Genomic DNA, 21,532 nt, shown 5'->3' with positions numbered 1-21,532 from the left:
TAATTATACAGGAGGTAAATAATGAGATTACATCTAAGTTCACAAATTGTACTGAATAAAGTACCTGAAGAGTTCTACCGTCCACGCACGGCTGTGGAGCGTTCTGAAATCACTCGTTGTGAGAAAGTACCTACAGAGATTTTCGCAAAGGTAGAAGAAGGTGCCGTAAATATAGCAGATGAAATCTGCAAACTCATCAATGAGCGCAGCAACGAAGGCCGCAATTGCGTGTTGGGTTTGGGTACCGGTAAGTCGTTGGTGCCTGTTTACGACGAGTTGATAGCTCGTTATGAGAAGAAAGAGTTGAGTTTTAAGAATGTAGTTGTATTCAACGCATACGAATATTTCCCCTTGAATGCCGACAGTCAGCATAGTGCTATGGCTCAATTGCATGCTATGTTCTTAGACAAAGTAGACATTAATCCACAGAATGTATATGGTCCTGACGGTACCGTAAAGCAGGATGATGTACAGCAACAATGTCGTGCTTACGAGCAGAAAATAGCTGAATGTGGCGGTTTGGACATTATTCTTTTGGGTATAGGACGTAGCGGTAATATCGCAACCAACGAACCCGGATCAGGGCTTACCACTACTTCTCGTTTGATGTTGCTTGATGCTACATCACGCGAAGAGATGACAATGAGCTTCAGTTCACAAGAACCTGTGCCTCCATGTTCCATCACTATGGGCATCGCTACAATCCTTGCGGCTCGTAAGGTGTTCATCACTGCATGGGGAGATGAAAAGGCTGAGGTGATTCAGAAGATGGTCGAGGGACAGATTACAGACGCTCTTCCTGCTTCATTCTTGCAGACTCACAACGACGCTCACGTGGTTATAGATCTCGCTGCAGCCAGCCAATTGACACGTATCGTTCATCCTTGGTTGGTAACTTCTTGCAAGTGGACCGATAAGTTGGTTCGTTCTGCACTCGTATGGCTTTGCTTGAAGACTGGCAAACCTATCTTAAAACTTACCAATAAAGATTATAACGAGAACGGATTATCAGAACTTTTGGCGCTGTATGGTTCTGCTTACAATGCCAATATCAAGATTTTCAACGACCTACAGCATACGATTACCGGTTGGCCGGGAGGTAAACCTGACGCTGACGATACCAATCGTCCGGAGCGTGCAAAGCCATTCCCCAAGCGCGTTATTGTATTCTCGCCACACCCCGACGATGATGTTATCTCCATGGGTGGTACTTTACGTCGCCTCGTTCAGCAGGGACACGAGATGCATGTAGCCTATGAGACCAGTGGAAACATTGCTGTTGGCGATGAAGAAGTAACTCGTTTCATGCACTTCATCAATGGTTTCAATCAGATTTTCGGCGACGAAAAAGATGAAGTTATCAAGAGCAAGTACAAAGAAATCAAAAAGTTCTTGGCCGAAAAGAAAGAAGGCGACATGGATACACGCGACATATTGACCATCAAGGGATTGATTCGTCGTGGTGAAGCTCGCACAGCTTGTACTTACAATGGTGTACCATTGGAGCGCGTTCACTTCCTCGATTTACCATTCTATGAGTCTGGTAAGATCGAGAAATTGCCTATGGGTGAAGCTGATGTGGAAGTGGTTTTGGAGCTTTTGCGCAAAGTTAAACCTCATCAAATCTATGTTGCAGGTGACTTAGCCGACCCTCATGGAACTCATCGCAAGTGTACCGACGCTGTTATGGCGGCTATTGACGTAGAGAAGGAAGCCGGTGCTGAGTGGTTGAAAGACTGCCGTATTTGGATGTATCGTGGTGCTTGGGCTGAATGGGAAATCGAAAACATCGAGATGTGTGTACCGATGAGTCCCGAAGAGTTGCGTGCTAAGCGTAACAGTATCTTGAAGCATTCAAGCCAAATGGAGAGTGCTCCGTTCTTAGGAAACGACGAACGTCTGTTCTGGCAGCGTTCTGAAGACCGTAACCGTGGCACAGCTAAGTTGTACGATGATTTAGGTTTGGCATGCTATGAGGCTATGGAGGCATTCGTAGAGTACAAACCTCTATAATTTACGGAATTAATATAAACCTTTATAAGGGCGGAGATGTGTAAACATCTTCGCCTTTTTTAGTGTGCAAAAAATAGGGGATAGATACTGTAAACACCTCTTTGACCTAACCTAATTGTAGGTAATTTACTTGTTGGATGCTCCTTTTCTTTCTATTACCTCACAGGTTTTCAGTAGCTTTGTTAATAATTAATCATTCAAAAACTATAATATGAAACATTTATTGCTATTGGTATGCCTGTAGTCCTGTGTGTGGTCTTCTGTCCGAGCTGGTGATCATGACACTTTTCCATCACAACATTTGGAGATGGAACATGGACCTCGCACATTTGTAGGTGGCTCTCTTACCTATTGGAATAATCAGAAAGAGCATAGTCATACGTTCAATTTCTATCCAGAAATCGGACGTTTGTTCAATCAAACATGGGGAGTGGGCGTCATGTTAGGTTTCGGACATGAGAAAGAAAGCAACGGAATGAAGACCACAAGTTATAAAGTGGCTCCCTTTGCCCGTTATTATTATGTACATAAAGGGCCTTTCAACCTATTTATGGATGGCGGTGTGGGTTATAGTTATCGCAAGACTTCGGAGGCAACGGGTAAGAAAAACGGTTATGAAATAGGCGTGCGTCCGGGCGCATGTGTCGACCTTACCGAGGGGCTTTGCCTTTGTCTGCGCATGGGTTTTGTTGGTTATCGCAATCATTATACTGGTGGCGAAGAGGCCGAAATTGGCAATTCGGGATGGGGTATACGCTTTGCCCCGGAAGAATTAATGATAGGTTTGGAGCTAGAGTTTTAATATCTGCCATTTCAGGACAAAAGAACATCAACCTGATTCGTATCTTTCTACGTGGGTTGATGTTCTTTTGTCCTTTTTAGTATCCCTTCTCTTCTTTTTCAGTATTGCTGCTTTCGGTGTGACAAATGTTGTATGATATTCCATGGTCTTTTGCATTAAAAAGCCTATTTTTGCAGTAATATACTTCTAATTTTAAATGAAATTACGATGAAAAAGTCATACTTATTTCTTCTTGCATGCTTGTTTTTGGGGCTCGATACAAACGTCTATGCCATTGATGTCAACACCTTTCGCTACCAAGGGCCGTATGCTGTGTATCGTCCTTTGATGCTCGACAGCATTGATATCAATGCCGAGAAATTCTCGGATGAATCGCTTTTGAAGACGAGTCTTATGGTTCAAGCCAATGATGAAAGCAAGATATACACTGGTAAACAAGTACCTACGAGCACGGATGCATACGCTTTGCACCTGTTAAAGTTCAATTTTAGATCGCGAGGATATGTGAAAGGACAGATCTCTGTCACTGGTTTGAAATCGTATGAAGTGACTATTGACGGACAGTCTGCCCAAGGCGAGCAGACGTTTTTGCCCGGAACGCACCTCGTAACCATTAAATATATGTCGCGTAAAGGGCGTCGCGAAGCGTTGAAGGTGAGTGTCAAGGCCGATAAAGAGTCGCTCCTGTCGGTTGATGCCGATGCCGAGCGCAGTTATTCTTTGGGCGATGTGCTTGATGGTAAACGGTTTTCTGGTGTCTCACTGTCGCATGATGGGCGTTATCAGATTACCTCTTACCGCATTACAGAGCCTGAAGAAGAGAGCTATTTCGTATGGCGCCTCACAGAGGTTGCTACTGGTAAGTTGATTATTGAGTCGCTCTCTACCCTCAAATGGGTGCCGGGACGCAATGCCTATTATGTGGAAGAGAGCTTAAAAGATGGAGTTCGCCTAACCATGACGGATATAGAGACGGGTCAACAACGTGTGCTTGCCACCCGATTACCCATCGGAGCTTCGTTCATGATTTCTCCTACGCTGAAAGATATTATCGTGTCGAACGTGCAACAGGGGCCTGCCGAGCATAAAGATATTTACCAAATCGTGGAACCCGACGATCGTCAACCGGGGTGGCGCGACCGTAAAAGCCTCGGTACATATAAGGTGGAGACCGGTATCTTACAGCCTTTGACCTTTGGTTTTCACAATGTTGTGGTACAAGATATATCGACTGACGGTCGTTATCTGCTCATCATGACCAGTCGAAGTAGGCTGACGAAGCGTCCGACAACGCTCTATTCGCTCATACGTATAGACCTTCAGGAGATGAAATCCGAGACATTGGTGGCCGATGATGGCTTTATAGCCGATGCAAAATTCTCGCCCGATGGCCGTAGTCTCGTCGTGAAGGGCTCGCCCGAAAGCTTTGGTGGAGTGGGGAAGAACGTACCCGAAGGGCGTATTCCCAGTATGTACGACTATCAACTCTATACGCTTGACATAGCCACACGCCACGTAATGCCACTCACACGTTCCTTTAATCCGTCTATTGCACAGTATGAGTGGAGCCGCGCCGATGGTCAAATCTATTTCTCGGCATTGGATAAAGACTATTGCCGGTTGTTCCGTTTGTCGCCTGCTGATGGTAAGATCGTGCGTATAGATGTACCGGAAGACATGGTGACCGAGTTTTCTTTGGCTAATCAAAGCGATCGGATGGCATGGTGTGGAATGAGTGCTTCTAATTCTGACAGACTCTATCTGCTCAATACGAAAAGCGGACAATCGGAGTTGGTGGAAGATTTGAGCCGCGATATACTCAAAGGGGTGAAGCTAGGAAAGTGCGAGGCTTGGGACTTTGTTAACAGTCGTGGCGACACCATCAGCGGTCGTTTCTATCTGCCGGCTGACTTCAATCCGGCCAAGAAATATCCGCTTATTGTGAACTACTATGGCGGTTGTTCGCCTACTAGCCGCAATTTTGAGTCGCGTTATCCGCAACACTTGTATGCAGCTATGGGCTATGTGGTTTACGTGATCAATCCGAGTGGTGCCACAGGGTTTGGACAGGAGTTCGCCTCTAGACACGTAGCCACAGCCGGACAGGGCGTGGCCGAAGACATCATTGAGGGTACACGAAAGTTTTGTGAGGTTCATCCTTACATCAATACGCAGAAGATTGGCTGCATCGGAGCGTCGTATGGCGGTTTCATGACACAGTATCTCCAGACCCGTACAGACTTATTTGCCGCTGCCATCTCGCATGCAGGTATCAGCGACCACACCAGTTATTGGGGCGAAGGCTATTGGGGATACAGCTATAGCGAGGTGTCTATGGGCGACCGTTATCCATGGTCCGACCGTAAACTCTATGTCAATCAGTCGCCATTATTCAATGCCGATAAGATTCATACGCCCTTGCTCTTCTTGCATGGCAGCGCAGACCATAACGTGCCTTTGGGAGAAAGTATTCAGATGTTCAACGCCCTGAAGTTATTGGGACGTCCCACGGCTTTTGTCGTAGTGGATGGACAAGACCATCATATACTTGATTATAAGAAACGAGTGAAATGGCAGAACACCATCTTCGCATGGTTTGCGAAGTATTTACAAGACGATTCCGCATGGTGGGACAGCCTATATCCGAAGGTGGCGATAGACGAATGAGTTTATTGCAAAGGCTCGGCAACATCGTTGCCGAGCCTTTGCTGTTTTACTGCCGGGACTTTTCAGCAATGCTGGCGAGCCCTTGCAGCGATTAAGGAGTGACACTTATGAACATCGAGCGTAGATTGATGGTGGTCTTACGGAAGCGATGTACGAGATCCATTCCCATTCTTCCGTCTACAGTAGAGACCCATCCGTTGGGCTTCGGGTCTACGTATACCTGTTCGATATTGACCGGTGTACGGCCCAAATGAAAGTTGAACCGGGGCAACATATAGACTTCGCGAATATAGACACGGCCATATTCTACCTGCGCAATGGAGTCTTTTTCGGCCGATTGAAGTATTTCTGAGCGGTGTTTGTCGAAGTATGGATAGTAGAGTGAGCCTGTGGTGTCGCCCGTATCAAATACCATTGTGAGATGTTCGTTGCCTTGGTTGACGCGCATGTAAGGCACTTTTTGGAGGTAAAGATTGCGCCCGGAGGCTGGTAGGGGTGTCTGTTTGCGCGGAAAGAGTAACCGTTGTTGGTCGAAAAGTATCTGGGTTTCGCCCACAGCCGAGATGAAGTCGAGCCCCAATACGGCGTCGATGGTGGTGCCGATAAGCTCGTTGAGCGACGAGATACCTACATAGACGATGAGGTTATGGTAGGTGATTTCGCCCACACGCAGACTATCTACGAAGGCTCGCCGGGCTTGTTGATAGCCATTGAGGGTGATGGTGTCGGGCAGGAAGTGCAGTCCCAGTCGCTTGGCAGTGGCCTCGGAGAGGAATGTTTTCGATGCTCCTGTGTCGAAAACCATTTGTAGTGGATGGCCGTTCATGTGCGCCCCAACGGTCAATAGATAGCCTTTGAAGTCTTTCTTTGCTTTCTGTACCCATGCATCTTGATTTTTTGCCTGCATGCTTCGCAATGTAAACGGTATAGAAACATCTTTGTTTGGAAGTTGAAGAGCCGGTCCGGGAAGATGGTTCAACGATTTGTTTTGTGCTTGGAAAGCCTCCAATGGTTTCCAATCTTGTTCATGGGCGCCCTCGGCCTTGCGTAGTCGAGTCATTTCTCCCAGTAAGATGGTGGCTTCACAATAACGGCCTATGGTGTTGAGCATGCGGCATTTGAGCATGGAAAGACGGTAGTAGGTCTCGCGATTCTTACGATAAAACTGTCGAGTGAGCAATGTGTCGAGATACGCAATGGACTTGCGTGGATTGTTTTGTAGATAGGATAGCATTGCATCGGCGGTGAGACGGACGCCCGTATCTTTGATATGTGGGCGTAATGAGACATATTCTGTATCCAACGTAAACCAGTCTTCTTGTTCAATGAGGTTGCTTACGCGCTGGTCAGTAGGTTCTGTAGCCGCGTTACACGACAGCATACAGATGGCCGATAAAGCTATGAAGAATTGTCTAATCATCGATGTTCCTTTCTTAAATATTTCCACCAAGCGTAGTGGCGACGGTGTAATAGATAGTTAGGGTCGTGCATGTGGGCGTAGGCTTCGCGCTCCATAGAAATGTGGGTGTATGCTCTGCCGTGCATGAAGAGGCGAATGAGCCACTCAACCATGTACCACAGATAGAACCCAACGCCCCCCATCTCTACCATTTGAGCCGTATGTATGCGCTCGTGCTGAATGAGTTCGAGCGTGATACCGGTTCCCTTACGGCAGAAAAGCAGTCCGAAGAGGTTGATGGCATCGTACTGTTTGAAAGGTATAAACCTGTTGTGGATAATTCGCATGATACAATTGGAAGGTTTTAGTGGGTAAACCTTACCATTCCATATTAAAAGGTTGCGGCAGTATATTCCTTGCCAATACTGTGTACGGCTTCTAGAATCTCACGCTCACGTTCTTTCGATGGACGTTTGAATCCGTTGATATAGTTTCTCAAAAGGGTTGCATTGAACCCCGTGCGACGTGCAAACTCAGCGATATTAATCTCTTTATGCGTAAGGAAAAAGCGTTGAAGTAAGGTCGGTTCTGCATCTTCGTATTCGAAACTTTCATAACTGATGTCGGTGTCAAGATGTCTCCAATGGATTCCATCGGAGCCTAGTGTGTAATTTATTCGTTGCTCTTCGGTAGCCTCTTTTAGTGCAGGATACCATAACAACGATTGACGATAAGTTTGCCCATTGGCTCCCATTGCATATATATATTCCTTATCAAACCATATTCTTTTTATCTCCATATTACTCTCCTCCATTGAAATATCTGTTCCAAGCCTTAATGATAATATTTTTATTTTCTTCTATTACCATCTCTATCTTTTTGAAGTCGTTTGCCTTGATGCCGTGTTTCTCTTATAAAGAGAAATGGTCTCCGTCCCAATTAAATTTAGCATGACCTCTATTTCCTTCTACATGTACGTGCAGAGGTTCATGCTCTTGACTATAAAAGAAGAATGAATAACCGAAGAATCTAAATATCTCTGGCATATCGTTGAATCTTATATGGCAAATATAGGTGTTATTTTTGATAACTCAAAATATAGATAGTGAAACATTGCTATTGTAATCAAGATATTTTTTTAGTATATTTGTGGAAACGTAAATAGCATGAATGCAAAGATAAGTAAGGATGAAAGAGTGGGAGATGGTACGCCTTTGGAAAGTTCAAAGGGGCGCGGTTTCACCCTCGATTCAAGCCAACAAGAGGTTGTAGAAGCCCAAGAAGGCTATCATTTGGTGCTGGCTCCGCCCGGATGTGGTAAGACACAGATACTCACCGAGCGCATTCGCGTGGCGCATTCTTTGGGAGTTGACTATGCCGGTATGCTTTGTTTGACCTTCACCAATCGTGCTGCCCGCGGCATGATGGAGCGTATTCATGGGCAAATAGCAGATGAGGGAGTAGACGAAGTCTTTGTGGGAAACGTGCATCGGTTTTGTTCCAAATATCTCTTTGAGCATGCTTTGATACCGGCCGAGGCTTCGATTATCGACGAAGAAGATACCATCAGTATTTTGGCTAACATCTTAAACGAGGACGAATATGAGGTAGCTGCTGCACCACGGCGCCATCGTGCTTACATGGAAGTGATGCAGTTGTCGCATTTCATGTACCAGTTGACACATGAACATCCGCGTACTTTGCGTCTTCATCCTGAATGTTTATCGCCCGATGATGTCGAGGCAATGCGGATAATATGCCGACATCAGCATTTGGAACTGAGTGCTCGGACAGTTGAAGACTTTTATATGAATGCCGATTTCTATTTGGATGAGGCTCGAAGTGAGGCTTACGACATGGGCGAGCAGCAAATAGTGAACCACTTATTGATAAAGATGCGTACGGCAAGACTGTTTGATGTGTACCGTACGGAGAATAAGTTGGTGGACTTTGAAGACTTGTTGTTGCTCACATACGAGCATCTGCGACATGCCAAGGAAGATGAAAGAAGGGTGTATCGGTGGATTCAAGTGGACGAAGTACAGGACTTGAATGCACTCCAATTAGCCATTATTGATGCTTTGACAGCGCCTTGTAATCCCACGGTAGTGTACCTCGGAGACGAACAACAGGCCATTTTCTCGTTCATGGGAGCTAAGATGTCGACCCTTGAAGTGCTGAAAAAGCGGTGTAAAGACCATCTACATCGCTTGCAGATGAACCATCGTTCGCCCCGTTACTTGCTTGATGTATTCAATATTTACGCCGAAGAAGTGTTGAAGATTGACCCTGCTTTACTGCCGACAACAGATTATGAACCGGCCAGACTGGGCAATGAACTGCAGTTATTTCAATCGGAAAACATCGAATCAGAGTGTTTGGATGCTGCTCAGATAGCCGGACAACTCATGCTGGATTATCCCGATGAGAATGCAGCCATCATTGTTAGTTCAAATCGGGATGCCGATGCTATCAGCCAAGCATTGCGGTCTCGTATGGTCAACCACTTTAAAGTATCGGGCGAAGACCTCTTTTCTTCACCCGTAGTAAAACTCCTTTTCGCTCATTTCAATCTGATTTCGTGTGAGCATAACTTTATTTCTTGGGCGCGAATATTGAAAGGTTTGCACGTGTTTGAGACCAATACGGCTGCTCGAAACTTCGTTCGTACGTTGCTAAACCATGCTATGTTGCCCTCCGATTTCCTGCTTTTCCCCGGCTCTTCGTATGTTCAGAAGTTTGTGGAGACGTACGATGAACGTGAAATCGTGGTGTTTGATACCGAAACAACTGGCCTTGATGTGTTTGAAGACGACATTGTTCAGATTGCAGCTGTGAAGCTGAGAGGTGGCAAGGTGGTAGAGGGAAGTCGGTTATCGCTGTTCATTCAGACTGCCAGACCAATTCCCGAAATGCTTGGGGATATTAAAAATCCCATCTTGGAAGAGCTTCGTCATCATGAACTTTTGTCTCCTCCAGAGGCTTTAAGACAGTTTCTTGACTATGTAGGTGATGCCGTTTTGCTTGCTCATAATGCCGAATACGATTATCATATCCTCACTTATAACTTGCAACGATACCTGCCCGACGTTGATTTAGGCAGTCTTCATCCGCTTTATTTCGACTCGTTGAAGTTGGCACGATTACTTGTTCCCGGGTTGAAGGAGTATAAGTTGAAGTATCTGTTGGCTGTTCTACACTTGGAAGGGGAGAACTCTCACTTGGCCGATGCGGATGTTGAAGCTACTGTTAGCGTCGTAAATTATTGTTATCAGCAGGCAAAAGAGATGGTAGAAGGGCAGCAAAAGCTGATGCAGCAAAAGCGAGTTGCGTCGCGAGTAGAGGTGTTGCATCGCGTCTATGGGCCTATTTATGCGCATACGCAAGCCCGTTTGTATAGACGAGAGATGCAGGGTGATCGCCCCGCATTGGTCGATGAATTGCTTTATATATATGGTGTGTTGAAACAAGATAAGGTAATCGAGCCGGTTCGTTCGCTCGATTACATCGTTCGTTACCTCTCTCATGACTTGATAAACAAAGAGAGTGGAGGGTCATTGGTAGAACAATTGGCTAATCATCTCACCACGATGAACACGTTGAAAGAAGCCGATTTATGCAGCAGTCAGGCTATAGAAGACCGTATTTTTGTGACAACAGTGCACAAAGCAAAAGGTTTGGAGTTTGATAACGTAATTATCTTTGATGCAGTGGAAGACCGTTATCCGAGTTATTTCAGTCGTAACAATCCTCAACAAATGGCTGAGGACGCTCGTAAATTTTATGTTGCCATGACGCGAGCTAAGAAGCGTGTCATCGTGATGCAGAGTGTTTCGCGCCTTGATTATCACGGTGTAGCGCAGCCACGTAGACTCACTCGTTTCATGACACCGCTATTGAGGTGGTTTGATGTAAGCCCAACCCCAACCCTCCCCCTTGATGGGGAGGGCTTGAGAGGGACTTCTATTTCTTTGTAGCCTTGATGAAATAGAGTATCAAAAGTACGTAAGCGGCAAGCGAACAAAGCTCTGAGAGCGGATTAGCAAGCCATGCTTCGTTTACAAGATTGATTCCACCGAAGCGCAGAAGTGCACTTACCACACCCATTAAGGCTCCTCCGGCAATGAAACCACTGGCAATCAGCGTTCCTTTCTCACCACGTTCTTTATTCACCTGAGCGTCTTTGCTGCGCGAAGTGACAAACCAATTGATGGCTCCACCGACTAGTAGAGGTGTGTTTAACTGCAAAGGAATGAACATACCGAGGGCGAATGCCAAGGCCGGAACTTTACAACGGTCGAGTATAATAGCGATAGCTGCACCGATAGCATAAAGTACCCAAGGTGCACCGACGCCGTTCATGAGCGGATCGATGACCGCTGCCATAGCGTTAGCTTGCGGTGCTGCCAACTGTCCGGAGGTGAATCCATAGGTCTCGTTGAGCAACATCATGACACCACCTACGGTAGCTGCGCTCACCAAAGTACCAAGGAATTTCCAACTCTCTTGCTTTTTAGGTGTCGTACCGAGCCAATATCCAATCTTCAAGTCGGTGATAAACGAACCTGCCATAGATAAAGCTGTGCACACAACTCCACCCATGATGAGGGCAGCCAACATGCCTCCGGGGCCATTTAAGCCCACAGCCACCATCACCACAGAAGCTAATATCAGCGTCATCAAGGTCATTCCCGATACTGGGTTGCTACCTACGATGGCGATAGCATTGGCTGCCACGGTGGTAAAGAGGAATGCAATGAGCGTTATCAGTAGGATTCCGACAACGGCATAGGGTAGATTTCCGCTCATCACACCGGTCCAGAAGAAGATGAATGTAGCCAAAATGGTGACGATACTACCCACAGCTATAATCTTAAAAGAAATGTCGCGTTGTGTGCGTTTCTGTGCTGTTGCGGCCTCATCACCACCTTTTAGTTCCTTGGCAGCAAGCGAAGTAGCACCTTTAATGATGCCCCAACTCTTGATAATACCGATAATTCCGGCCATGGCAATGCCTCCGATGCCGATGCTCTTGCCGTAGGCTGAGAAGATTTCTTCGGCAGACATGCTACCCACTGTTGCCTGAATGGAGGGATCCCACATGTTTAATACTTGGTCGTGGAACAGGATTGACATGCCCGGAACGATGAGCCACCATACCGATAGCGACCCTAAACAGATAATCAAAGCATATTTTAAGCCCACGATGTAGCCCAGTCCGACTACAGCAGCACCCGTATTGATTTTGAAAACAAGTTTGGCTTTATCGGCCAATAGTTCTCCGAGACCGACGACACGCGACGTAAAATTCTCGTTCCACCAGCCCATTGTGGCCACGATGAAGTCGTAGAGACCACCTACAAGTCCCGATATAAGCAACGGTTTTGCTTGATTTCCGCCCTTCGCACCGCTCACTAACACTTGTGTGGTGGCCGTAGCTTCGGGGAAAGGATACTTGCCGTGCATATCGCTCACAAAGTATTTGCGGAACGGAATGAGGAACAATATACCGATGATACCGCCCAATGCCGAGCTCATAAATATCTTAAAGAACGATGCTGTCATCGCATCGCCATACTTAGCTTGCAGAATATAGATGGCCGGTAAGGTGAAGATGGCACCTGCCACCACTGCTCCTGAACAAGCACCGATACTCTGTATGATAACGTTCTCGCCTAGTGCGTTTTTACGTTTGGCTGCTGTCGAAGCACCAACGGCAATGATGGCGATAGGGATAGCGGCTTCGAAGACTTGCCCAACCTTTAATCCCAGATAGGCAGCAGCGGCAGAAAACAGCATCGCCATGACGATTCCCCACGTCACCGACCATCCGTTTACTTCCGGATAGTTGCGTTCCGGACTCATAATAGGCTTGTATTCCTCACCTTCTTTCAATTCTCTGAATGCGTTCTCAGGTAGTTCCATGGGCTCTACCTCTTTGATTTGTTCTTCTTGCATGAATGTTAACGAAATAGGGTTAATATGCTACAAAAGTAACATATTTATATAAGAAGACCATTGGATTGTATGAGAAATAACGTATTTTTGCAACAGACATTCATCTATGGCAACGCTATGAGAGCTTTCTATAGGCTTTGCAGTGAAGTGGCGGTAATGCTTTGACTGGGCAAAACTTTATATCTGATATTCTATTCAATACATAATAATGCCTTATTTCAGGCTATTATATGGGACGAGATGAAAGTAGTATGCCTTCGGAAATATACATTAAAAATGGGAAAAAGTTCATCAAACCATGATGAACCTTTCCCCATGAAAGTCTAATCTTTATTAGTTTCTGAACACAAGCCCATTGTTGTCGGCATCGATGATGATGGGCTTGTCGCGTAATACGTTCTCTGATAGGAGCTGTTTGCTTAAATCGTTAAGCACAAAACGCTGTATGGCACGCTTTACCGGACGTGCTCCGAACTCCGGTTCGTAGCCTTCCGTGGCCAAGAAATTGATGGCTTCAGGTGTCCACTCGATGCTGAAGCCCTGTTGTTCGAGCATTTTGCGCACGTGTTTCATTTGTAGCGTGACCACCTTTCCAATCTCTTCTTGTGTCAAAGGCAGGAACATGATGGTCTCATCGATACGGTTTAAGAACTCCGGACGGATGCTCTGTTTCAGCATTTCCAACACTTGGTGGCGCATTTCATTCATCTTTTCATCCCTATTGTAGACGTTCATATCCTGCATTTGTTGCTGGATGTACTGACTGCCGAGGTTGGATGTCATGATGATGATAGTGTTTTTGAAGTTCACTGTGCGCCCTTTGTTGTCGGTCAATCGGCCGTCGTCCAACACTTGCAACAAGATATTGAAGACGTCGGGATGTGCTTTTTCAATCTCATCGAACAGTACCACGCTGTACGGTTTGCGTCTTACAGCCTCCGTTAGTTGCCCTCCTTCGTCGTAACCCACGTATCCCGGAGGTGCGCCGATGAGTCTGGAGACGCTGAATTTCTCCTGATATTCACTCATATCTATACGAGTCATCATGTTCTCATCATTGAAAAGATATTCGGCGAGTGCCTTGGCCAATTCGGTTTTTCCTACACCTGTGGTGCCCATAAAGATGAAAGAGGCTATCGGACGCTTTGGATCTTGCAGTCCGGCGCGACTTCTTCGCACCGCATCGCTTACCGCTTGGATGGCTTCTTCTTGCCCGATGACACGCTTATGCAGTTCCTCTTCCAAATGAAGAAGCTTCTCGCGCTCGCTTTGAAGCATTCGTGTGACGGGGATACCTGTCCATCTGCTCACCACTTCCGCGATGTCGTCGGCCGTCACTTCTTCCCTTATCATGCCCTCGCCGCCTTGAGTTGCCCTCAATTGTTGCTGTATATTATCGATGTCATCCTGCAATGCTTGGAGCTTACCATAGCGTATTTCGGCCACTCTCTCGTAGTTTCCTTCTCGTTCGGCACGCTCTGCTTCAAACTTGAGGCTTTCCATTTCCTGCTTATCTTGCTGTATCTTGTTGACCAATCCTTTCTCCGATTCCCATTTAGCTCGGTATTGATGTTCCTCTTCTTGGAGTTCGGCAATCTCTTTATCGAGCTGTGCTATCTTGTCGGTATCGTTCTCTCGCTTGATAGCTTCGCGTTCTATTTCAAGCTGTTTCAACCTACGAGTAATCTCATCGAGCTCTTCCGGCACCGAGTCGCGCTCCATTCTAAGCTTGGCGGCAGCCTCGTCCATGAGGTCGATAGCCTTATCCGGCAAGAAACGGTCGGATATATAGCGCTCCGAAAGTTGCACCGCTGCGATGCAAGCATCGTCTTGTATGCGCACTTTATGGTGGTTTTCGTACCGTTCCTTTAGGCCACGTAAGATGCTGATAGCGTCTAGTTCGTCGGGTTCATCCACCATTACTGTCTGGAAACGGCGCTCTAATGCCTTGTCTTTTTCAAAGTATTTTTGGTACTCATTGAGTGTAGTTGCACCGATAGCACGGAGTTCGCCACGAGCCAATGCAGGCTTTAATATGTTGGCAGCATCCATAGCACCCTCGCCACCACCGGCTCCAACGAGCGTGTGTATCTCGTCGATGAAGAGGATAATCTCACCGTCTGCGTTGGTCACTTCCTTGATAACACCTTTCAATCGTTCCTCAAACTCGCCCTTATATTTGGCTCCTGCTACTAGAGCTCCCATGTCGAGAGAGTATAATTGCTTGTTTTTGAGGTTCTCAGGAACATCACCTCGTACGATACGTTCGGCCAAACCTTCCACGATGGCGGTCTTACCGGTACCCGGTTCTCCTATTAATATCGGGTTGTTTTTGGTTCTTCGAGACAGGATTTGCAGCACTCGACGAATCTCGTCATCGCGTCCTATGACCGGATCGAGCTTGCCTTGACGTGCATCTTCGACCAAGTTTTTAGCGTATTTCTGCAATGCTTGATAGTTCTCATCGCCGCTTTGGTTGTCTACTTTTTTGCCTTGGCGCAGTTCGTTGATGGCTTGTAGCACGCCGTTCTCGGTGCAACCGGCATCTTTTAGAATTCTGCTAGCAGTGGAATTGACGCTCAATAATGCCAACAGCATAGGTTCGATAGATACGAATTCGTCTCCTAATTTCGTGCTATAATCTTGCGTTTTTTGTAATACGGCATTTGTTTCGTTGCTCACGTAAGGCTGTCCGCCCTGTACTTTAGGTAAGTGTTGAATCTCTTGTTGTACCGCCTGCTCTATCAACTGTGTGTTGATGGCCAGCTTTTGGAATATAAAATTGGTCACATCTTTGCCTTTGTTCATGATGCCTTGAAGCAAATGAACCGGCTCTATAGCCTGTTGGCCGCTGCTTTGAGCTATGTTTGCAGCTTCTTGCACGGCCTCTTGGGCTTTGATAGTAAACTTGTTGAAATCCATATCGTGTCTCCTTTCCTTGATTAATTCAATGTTTTATTCATTCAGTAAAGGAGAAGTCAAACCCCATGCCTTATTAAAATTCATGCCTTTTTGGCATAATTGTGTGTCAAAAAGGCATGAATCGGGGCTGCTTAATCGCTATAGTTATTGTCTATAATGATGCTGAAATGGTAGTCGGGAAAGGTTTCTTGCAGGTTTTTCAAGTATCGTTTGAGAAGTCCCTCTTTTTCTTTTACCCCGTCTTCGGGTATGATATCGAGTGAGATGGTGCGTGTTTCTGTGTCCAAGAAGAATCCATGTGCCTGACAAATATCGGGACATTCGGCAGTCATCTCCATCACTTGTTGTTGCAATTGAGTTGTTAAGTTATCGCCGGAGTTGATGGCATAGATGCCTATAGTGGCGATGATGCCGAATTTCTCCATCAGTCTGTGGCTGATACGATGGGTGAGTTTGTGTATCTCTATGGCCGAAGTGGTGTCTAATACGCTGATATGGAGCGACCCAATGATGGTATCCGGCCCGTAGGTATGCATGATAACGTCGAACACTCCGCACACTCCATCGAATGTTTTTACTTCGTCTTTGATGTTAGTAATAAGCTCTTGAGAGATGCGTGTACCCAAAATCTGATTCACGGGAGAGGCCAATATCTCAATACCGGCCTTGATAATGAGCAGTGAGATGAGCACACCGAGGATACCATCAATGGAAAAATGCCATACAAGCATGATGACAGCCGATACCAAAGTACCCAAGGTGACGACGGCATCAAAGGTTGCATCGGCTCCACTAGCGATGAGAGCGTCTGATTGGAGTCGCTCTCCCGTGCTTTTAACATATCGTCCGAGGATGAGCTTTACGACGATAGCTGTGATGATAACCGTCAATGTGACGGTGGTATATTCGGGAGTTGTGGGGTGTAAAACCTTCTTTCCGGACTCTATGAGCGATGTAATACCGGCAGCAATCACGAATACCGCAATCACAATGGCGCTGAGATATTCTATTCGTCCATGCCCAAAGGGATGCTTACGGTCGGCCGGTCGGGCTGAATATCGGGTGCCGATGATGGTCACGACCGACGAGAATACGTCGCTCAGGTTGTTGACTGCGTCCATCACGATAGCAATGGAGCCTGCCAAGAATCCTACCACGGCCTTGAAAGAGGCCAACAGTACGTTGGACAAAATGCCGATAAGACTTGTCCGAATAATCTGTTGATTCCTATTCATTGCATCGTTTAGAGAACTCATTGTTAGTCTTGCATGTGCAGAACGTCTAAGAATCGCTTGATGACTTCGGGCTTTCCTGTGTGTTTGCCATTGTCTTCGCTCAGCTTACAAGTGTCGTTATAGAAGTCCCACGACTCTGTAATCTTGGCTGCTACCAACTTGATGACGATATTCATCGGTTCTATTTCCTCGAAGTCATTGGTGAAGTGAGTACCTATACCGAATGAAGGTTGGCAATAGTCTTTGGCATATTGTTGTACTTCGATGGCTTGGTCGGTGTTCAACGCATTGCTGAATACCACCTGTTTGGTACGCGGATCAATGCCCAGCGAGCGGTATTTACCGATAATCTTAGCTAATTCTTGTCGGTTGTCTCCGCTATCTATGCGCAGACCTTTGAACAAATTGGCGAAGTCTTCAGAGAAGTTGAGGCTGAAAATGTTCCACCCGAAGCTGTCGTAGAGGTAGGTTCCCAATGCCCCACGGAATGTGTTGCGCCACGAGTTCATGGCAATATGGTTAGCCATTTGGGGACCATACATACCTCCGATGGCGCAAACAAACTCATGAGCCATCGTTCCCACGGGTGTCAGACCGTGCTTCATGGCCAAATAGACATTACTGGTTCCGACGAATCTACCCGGCCATTGGCGCGAAGTATAGCAATCTTTCATGGCTCTTACTACCGTATCTTCAGCCTCGAACGATGCTCGACGGCGCGTACCGAAGTCGCTATAGACACAGCCGGCAGTCAAAAGTCGCTCGGCTTTGGCGTACGATTTCTTGTAATATTCCTCGTAGTTGAGTTTGGCTTCCTGTCCTGTCACCATATAATATAGTTCGGACACGATGGCCAATACTTTTACTTCGAGCAGAATAGTATCCGACCAACTGCCCTCAAACTCTATATGTAAGTGCCGGTTTTCGTCTTGCCAGACGCGTGTCCATTGGTGTTTGAAGCGGAAACCACGTAGGTAGCGATAGAACCAATGGGGTATATAGTAGCATTCACGCTGCATGAAATGAATCTCTTCATCGGTGATAACGAGGTTTTCGAGCATCTTGATTTGCTCGGCTACAAGGTCGGCAAAGCCCTCCGGATAGACGGTATTGTTGCGGTCTACGAACTGATATTTCACCTGTGCACGTGGGAAATTGTCAATAACGGCACAGCACATGGTAAACTTATAGAGGTCGTCGTCGGTGAAGTGTTGTATGATTTGTCTCATCATGTCAATAGGGTAGAGTTGTTGTTAAGAGTGATTAATATAGGTAGAACATACGTTCCATCATCTTCCATTTTTCGTCTGAGGTGCTACCGGTGGCACACTGTTGAAATTGCGACACATAGTCTTCCCAGTCTTGTTGGCCGGGTAGGGTAGCAAGACGAGCCATGGCATCGTCCCAATCGAAGTCTACCGGTGTCTCAACTATCATGAATACGCGTGTACCAACGATGTATAACTCCATCTCTAGAATGCCAACTTGTTTGATTCCGTCTTCTATTTGTTGGCGGAAATGCTCACGGTCGTGGGCTTCGCGATAGCATTTGATGAGTTCAGGATTGTCGCGTAGATCCATTGTTTGGCAATATCGCTTTACCGGACCATCGTATTGTTTCACCTTGTAACCTTCTGTTTTCATATCGTTTTTTCTTATTTGTGATTGTCGAATGCAGCCTATTTTATGCAAAGATAAACATAAAAGTGGGATGACACTATCTTTTAGGCTGTAATTATGTGCGATGGCCGCTTTGCAATATTAATACTTTCCATGTTTTATATCATAACTTGTAGATTCATAAACTTACTAACTCAAATTGCTGCAGTGGCTTGGCAGTCTTGCTGCTTCGGCTCGGCAGTAATGCTGAATGGGCTGTGCAGCGATGCTGAAGAGACGTTACAGCAAATGAAGAGTGAGGAGTTAGGAGTGACAAGTGAGGAGTTATAGCAAATTGTAGAGGTGTATTGTATTCGCCCAAAAGAACGTTAGATGTCTGAAAACAAGAATGTTAGTTAATTTTAAACTCTTATCTGCCTGATTGTTAGACTTATTTTATATTTTTGTAGCCTAATATAATAGTAGGTAATTAGACTCAAATTTAAACATTAAAGACACGAAATGAGGGAGCATAGATTGAAGTGTGCTATGGGTATGGCTACGTTCATACTTGGAAATTTCATAGGTTTTGCTGTGTTGGCAATGCTGATGAAGCCTTTTTTCATGCTTTATAACCACGCCATCTATGTTGAAGCAACATTGAAAGACTATGTGGCTGTGATGTGGCATGGACTCCCGATGGACTTCTCTGTGAGTGGTTACCTATCAATAGTACCTGCACTTCTTGCACTCGTTGCGCCTTTTGGCGGTGGCGATGTGCTTCGTCGTATTGCCAAGACGTACTATGCTGTGGTGGCATTGCTGCTCGCTATGATATTCATAGTGGATGCGGTGCTCTATAGCTATTGGGGATTCAGACTCGACACGACACCTTTGTTTTATTTCTACTCGTCGCCTTCGGACGCCATGGCAAGTGTCGGTGCAGGCTTCATCGTGCTGGGTGTGGTAGTTTGGTTGTTATTGTCGTTGGGTATTTATAGTATTGCTGTGCGTTGCCTGTTGCCACTTCCTACGACTACAACAAAAGTTCGTGAGCGTATACAGACCGTAGTGATGACCTTAGTATTGATGGGATTGCTCATTATCCCGATACGTGGAGGCGTCACAACATCGACCATGAATTTGGGAAATGTGTATTATAGTCAGAATCAGCGACTGAATCATGCTGCCGTAAATCCTTGTTTCAGTCTGTTACGTTCATGGATTGATGGGGCGACGAAGCTTTCCGACCAATACCGATTGATGGATGCCACCGAGGCTGACAGCCTGTTTAGTCAGCTTGTAAAGACCGGTGACCGCAGTAATAAAGGAGAAGAGACGCAGTTGCTACGCGTGCATCGTCCCAATATTGTGATTGTTGTGCTAGAGAGTTTCTCTGCTCAAATCATGCAAGAGTTGGGTGGTTTGCCGCGAGTGGCGGTCAATATGGATCGCTTGGCACGCGAAGGTGTGCTCTTTACTCGATTCTATGCCAATAGTTTCCGTACCGATCGCGGACTCGTTTCTATCTTGGCCGGCTATCCGGCTCAGCCCACGATGAGTATCATGAAGTACACTGAGAAAGTGGAAACATTACCTTCGTTGCCGCGAGAATTGAGCAATGAGGGGTACGACTTGCAATATTATTATGGTGGTGATGCAGATTTTACCAACATGCGGTCGTTTTTGACTACGGCCGGATTTGAGAAAATAGTGGCCGATGTTGACTTTCCTGTGAATCTAAGGTTGAGCAAATGGGGTGTTCCAGATGGTTATGTGTTCGACCGTGCGGCTAAAGATATAGAACAATATCGCGGTAAACCTTTCTTGAAGGTGATTCAGACAAGCAGCAGTCATGAGCCTTATGATGTGCCTTATCATCGTTTAAGCAACAAGGTATTGAATGCTTTTGCTTATGCGGACGATTGTTTGGGCAAGTTTGTAGAGCGCTTGCGCCGTTCTAAACAGTGGGATAATACGCTCATCGTGCTTGTTCCCGACCATCTGGGATGCTATCCGGAAGATATTAGCAACTATGATTTCGCGCGTTATCATATTCCGCTCATCATGGTAGGTGGGGCAGTGAAGGAGTCGCACCGTATTGATATTATCGGCTCGCAGATAGATATTGCGGCTACACTCCTGTCGCAATTGGGTATGCCGCACCATCAGTTTACTTTCAGTAAAGACATGATGGACAGCAGAGCACCACATTTTGGGTATTTCACGGTGCCTAATGCATTGGGTATGATTACGTCTACCGACTCTGTGATGTACGATCTTGATACAAAAACAACCGTGCAGAAGCGCGGCAAACATACCGATTATACGTTGAAGTTGGGCAAGGCCTACCTTCAAAAACTTTACGATGACCTCTCAAAACGTTGACCATGACAACCATATTACAGCAAATTAATAGCTTGGACCAGACTGTGTTCCTGTTTTTCAATGGTTTCCACAACAGCTTCTTCGACACGCTGATGTGGCAAATATCCAACCGTTGGGTGTGGGTACCGATGTATATAGCCATTGTTGTGGCCAATGCGCTTCACTTCAAAAGCGATTGGCGCAAGCTCATCGGGGTGATAAGTGTGTTTTTGATAGCCTTTGCGCTGACTGATTATCTCTGTGTACAGTTGGTTAGACCGTGGATAGCGCGTCCTCGTCCGGCTCAAGACGACAGTGTTATTTGCCACTTGGTGCATATTATCAATGATTATCGAGGTGGGCATTATGGTACTCCGTCGAGTCATGCCACCAATACTTATATGCTGGCTATGCTTACGATGTTGTTCTTCAGACGACGTAAGCTCACGTTGTTTATGTTTGCTTGGGCCACACTTCTGTCTTATAGCCGTATCTATCTAGGTGTGCATTACCCCGGAGATATACTTTTGGGTGGTGTACTGGGTATCTCTGTAGCCTTCGTATGCTGAG

15 protein-coding genes are annotated in these 21,532 nt (G+C 46.2%); 6 read left to right on the top strand and 9 right to left on the bottom strand.

Annotated elements, in window-relative coordinates; translation table 11 throughout:
- Window positions 1-21 precede the first annotated feature (21 nt).
- The 3 genes from HMPREF0671_RS08170 to HMPREF0671_RS08160 all read left to right on the top strand — a co-directional run bounded on the left by HMPREF0671_RS08170 (window position 22) and on the right by HMPREF0671_RS08160 (window position 5,482).
- Complete coding sequence (locus tag HMPREF0671_RS08170) at window positions 22-2,013, top strand: glucosamine-6-phosphate deaminase (RefSeq protein WP_036899290.1); 1,992 nt, start codon at window positions 22-24, stop codon at window positions 2,011-2,013.
- Window positions 2,014-2,320: 307 nt separating this feature from the next.
- Complete coding sequence (locus HMPREF0671_RS08165; RefSeq protein WP_084589747.1) at window positions 2,321-2,815, top strand: hypothetical protein; 495 nt, start codon at window positions 2,321-2,323, stop codon at window positions 2,813-2,815.
- A gap of 207 nt (window positions 2,816-3,022) precedes the next feature.
- Window positions 3,023-5,482, top strand: coding sequence for a prolyl oligopeptidase family serine peptidase (locus HMPREF0671_RS08160; protein ID WP_036899286.1), 2,460 nt, complete (start codon window positions 3,023-3,025; stop codon window positions 5,480-5,482).
- A 91-nt stretch (window positions 5,483-5,573) separates the two neighbouring features.
- On the opposite strand, the gene HMPREF0671_RS08155 is transcribed toward HMPREF0671_RS08160, so the two are convergent.
- From HMPREF0671_RS08155 to HMPREF0671_RS12545, 4 genes are all read right to left on the bottom strand, one after another.
- A complete protein-coding gene (locus HMPREF0671_RS08155) occupies window positions 5,574-6,902 on the bottom strand; it encodes a retropepsin-like aspartic protease (protein WP_036899284.1) in 1,329 nt (442 codons plus the stop codon).
- The gene (locus HMPREF0671_RS08150) at window positions 6,899-7,228 is read right to left on the bottom strand and encodes a hypothetical protein (RefSeq protein WP_036899282.1); all 330 of its coding nucleotides are present in this window, start codon (window positions 7,226-7,228) and stop codon (window positions 6,899-6,901) included. The genes HMPREF0671_RS08155 and HMPREF0671_RS08150 overlap by 4 nt, the downstream gene beginning before the upstream one ends.
- A 44-nt stretch (window positions 7,229-7,272) precedes the next feature.
- Window positions 7,273-7,680: a DUF2442 domain-containing protein gene (locus tag HMPREF0671_RS08145; RefSeq protein WP_036899329.1), complete on the bottom strand. Its 408-nt coding sequence runs from the start codon at window positions 7,678-7,680 to the stop codon at window positions 7,273-7,275.
- Window positions 7,681-7,792: 112 nt separating this feature from the next.
- Window positions 7,793-7,927 (bottom strand): DUF4160 domain-containing protein, encoded by a 135-nt coding sequence (locus tag HMPREF0671_RS12545; protein ID WP_231725656.1) that lies wholly within the window; start codon window positions 7,925-7,927, stop codon window positions 7,793-7,795.
- Between the two features lie 120 nt (window positions 7,928-8,047).
- On the opposite strand from HMPREF0671_RS12545, the gene HMPREF0671_RS08140 reads away from it, so the two are divergent.
- Window positions 8,048-10,858, top strand: a complete 2,811-nt coding sequence (locus HMPREF0671_RS08140) for a 3'-5' exonuclease (protein WP_198025893.1) — start codon at window positions 8,048-8,050, stop codon at window positions 10,856-10,858.
- On the opposite strand, the gene HMPREF0671_RS08135 is transcribed toward HMPREF0671_RS08140, so the two are convergent.
- From HMPREF0671_RS08135 to HMPREF0671_RS08115, 5 genes are all read right to left on the bottom strand, one after another.
- Window positions 10,845-12,839 (bottom strand): OPT family oligopeptide transporter, encoded by a 1,995-nt coding sequence (locus tag HMPREF0671_RS08135; protein WP_036899280.1) that lies wholly within the window; start codon window positions 12,837-12,839, stop codon window positions 10,845-10,847. The two genes, HMPREF0671_RS08140 and HMPREF0671_RS08135, sit on opposite strands and share 14 nt — an antisense overlap.
- A 333-nt stretch (window positions 12,840-13,172) precedes the next feature.
- The gene (clpB, locus tag HMPREF0671_RS08130) at window positions 13,173-15,761 is read right to left on the bottom strand and encodes an ATP-dependent chaperone ClpB (protein WP_036899279.1); all 2,589 of its coding nucleotides are present in this window, start codon (window positions 15,759-15,761) and stop codon (window positions 13,173-13,175) included.
- 131 nt (window positions 15,762-15,892) lie between these two features.
- Window positions 15,893-16,996, bottom strand: a complete 1,104-nt coding sequence (locus tag HMPREF0671_RS08125; protein ID WP_036899325.1) for a cation diffusion facilitator family transporter — start codon at window positions 16,994-16,996, stop codon at window positions 15,893-15,895.
- Window positions 16,997-17,019: 23 nt separating this feature from the next.
- On the bottom strand, window positions 17,020-18,225 hold the full coding sequence (gene pncB, locus HMPREF0671_RS08120; RefSeq protein ID WP_036899323.1) for a nicotinate phosphoribosyltransferase: 1,206 nt from the start codon (window positions 18,223-18,225) through the stop codon (window positions 17,020-17,022).
- A 34-nt stretch (window positions 18,226-18,259) separates the two neighbouring features.
- Window positions 18,260-18,640 carry an L-rhamnose mutarotase gene (locus HMPREF0671_RS08115; RefSeq protein ID WP_036899276.1) on the bottom strand — a complete coding sequence of 127 codons (381 nt, stop codon included), beginning with the start codon at window positions 18,638-18,640 and terminating at the stop codon, window positions 18,260-18,262.
- Window positions 18,641-19,150: 510 nt separating this feature from the next.
- Between HMPREF0671_RS08115 and HMPREF0671_RS08110 the strand changes: the two genes are divergently transcribed.
- Both HMPREF0671_RS08110 and HMPREF0671_RS08105 read left to right on the top strand, forming a co-directional pair.
- On the top strand, window positions 19,151-20,983 hold the full coding sequence (locus tag HMPREF0671_RS08110) for an LTA synthase family protein (RefSeq protein ID WP_369793970.1): 1,833 nt from the start codon (window positions 19,151-19,153) through the stop codon (window positions 20,981-20,983).
- A 2-nt stretch (window positions 20,984-20,985) separates the two neighbouring features.
- Entirely contained in the window at window positions 20,986-21,531 is a 546-nt protein-coding gene (locus HMPREF0671_RS08105; protein ID WP_052052941.1) for a phosphatase PAP2 family protein, read from the top strand.
- Window position 21,532: the final 1 nt, after the last annotated feature.

Origin of the sequence: Prevotella sp. S7 MS 2 (assembly GCF_000762865.1) — a bacterium.
In the GTDB taxonomy this organism is placed as follows: domain Bacteria; phylum Bacteroidota; class Bacteroidia; order Bacteroidales; family Bacteroidaceae; genus Prevotella.
Note: the sequence above shows the minus strand (reverse complement) of the source record. Positions and strands in the feature narration are given on the sequence as shown.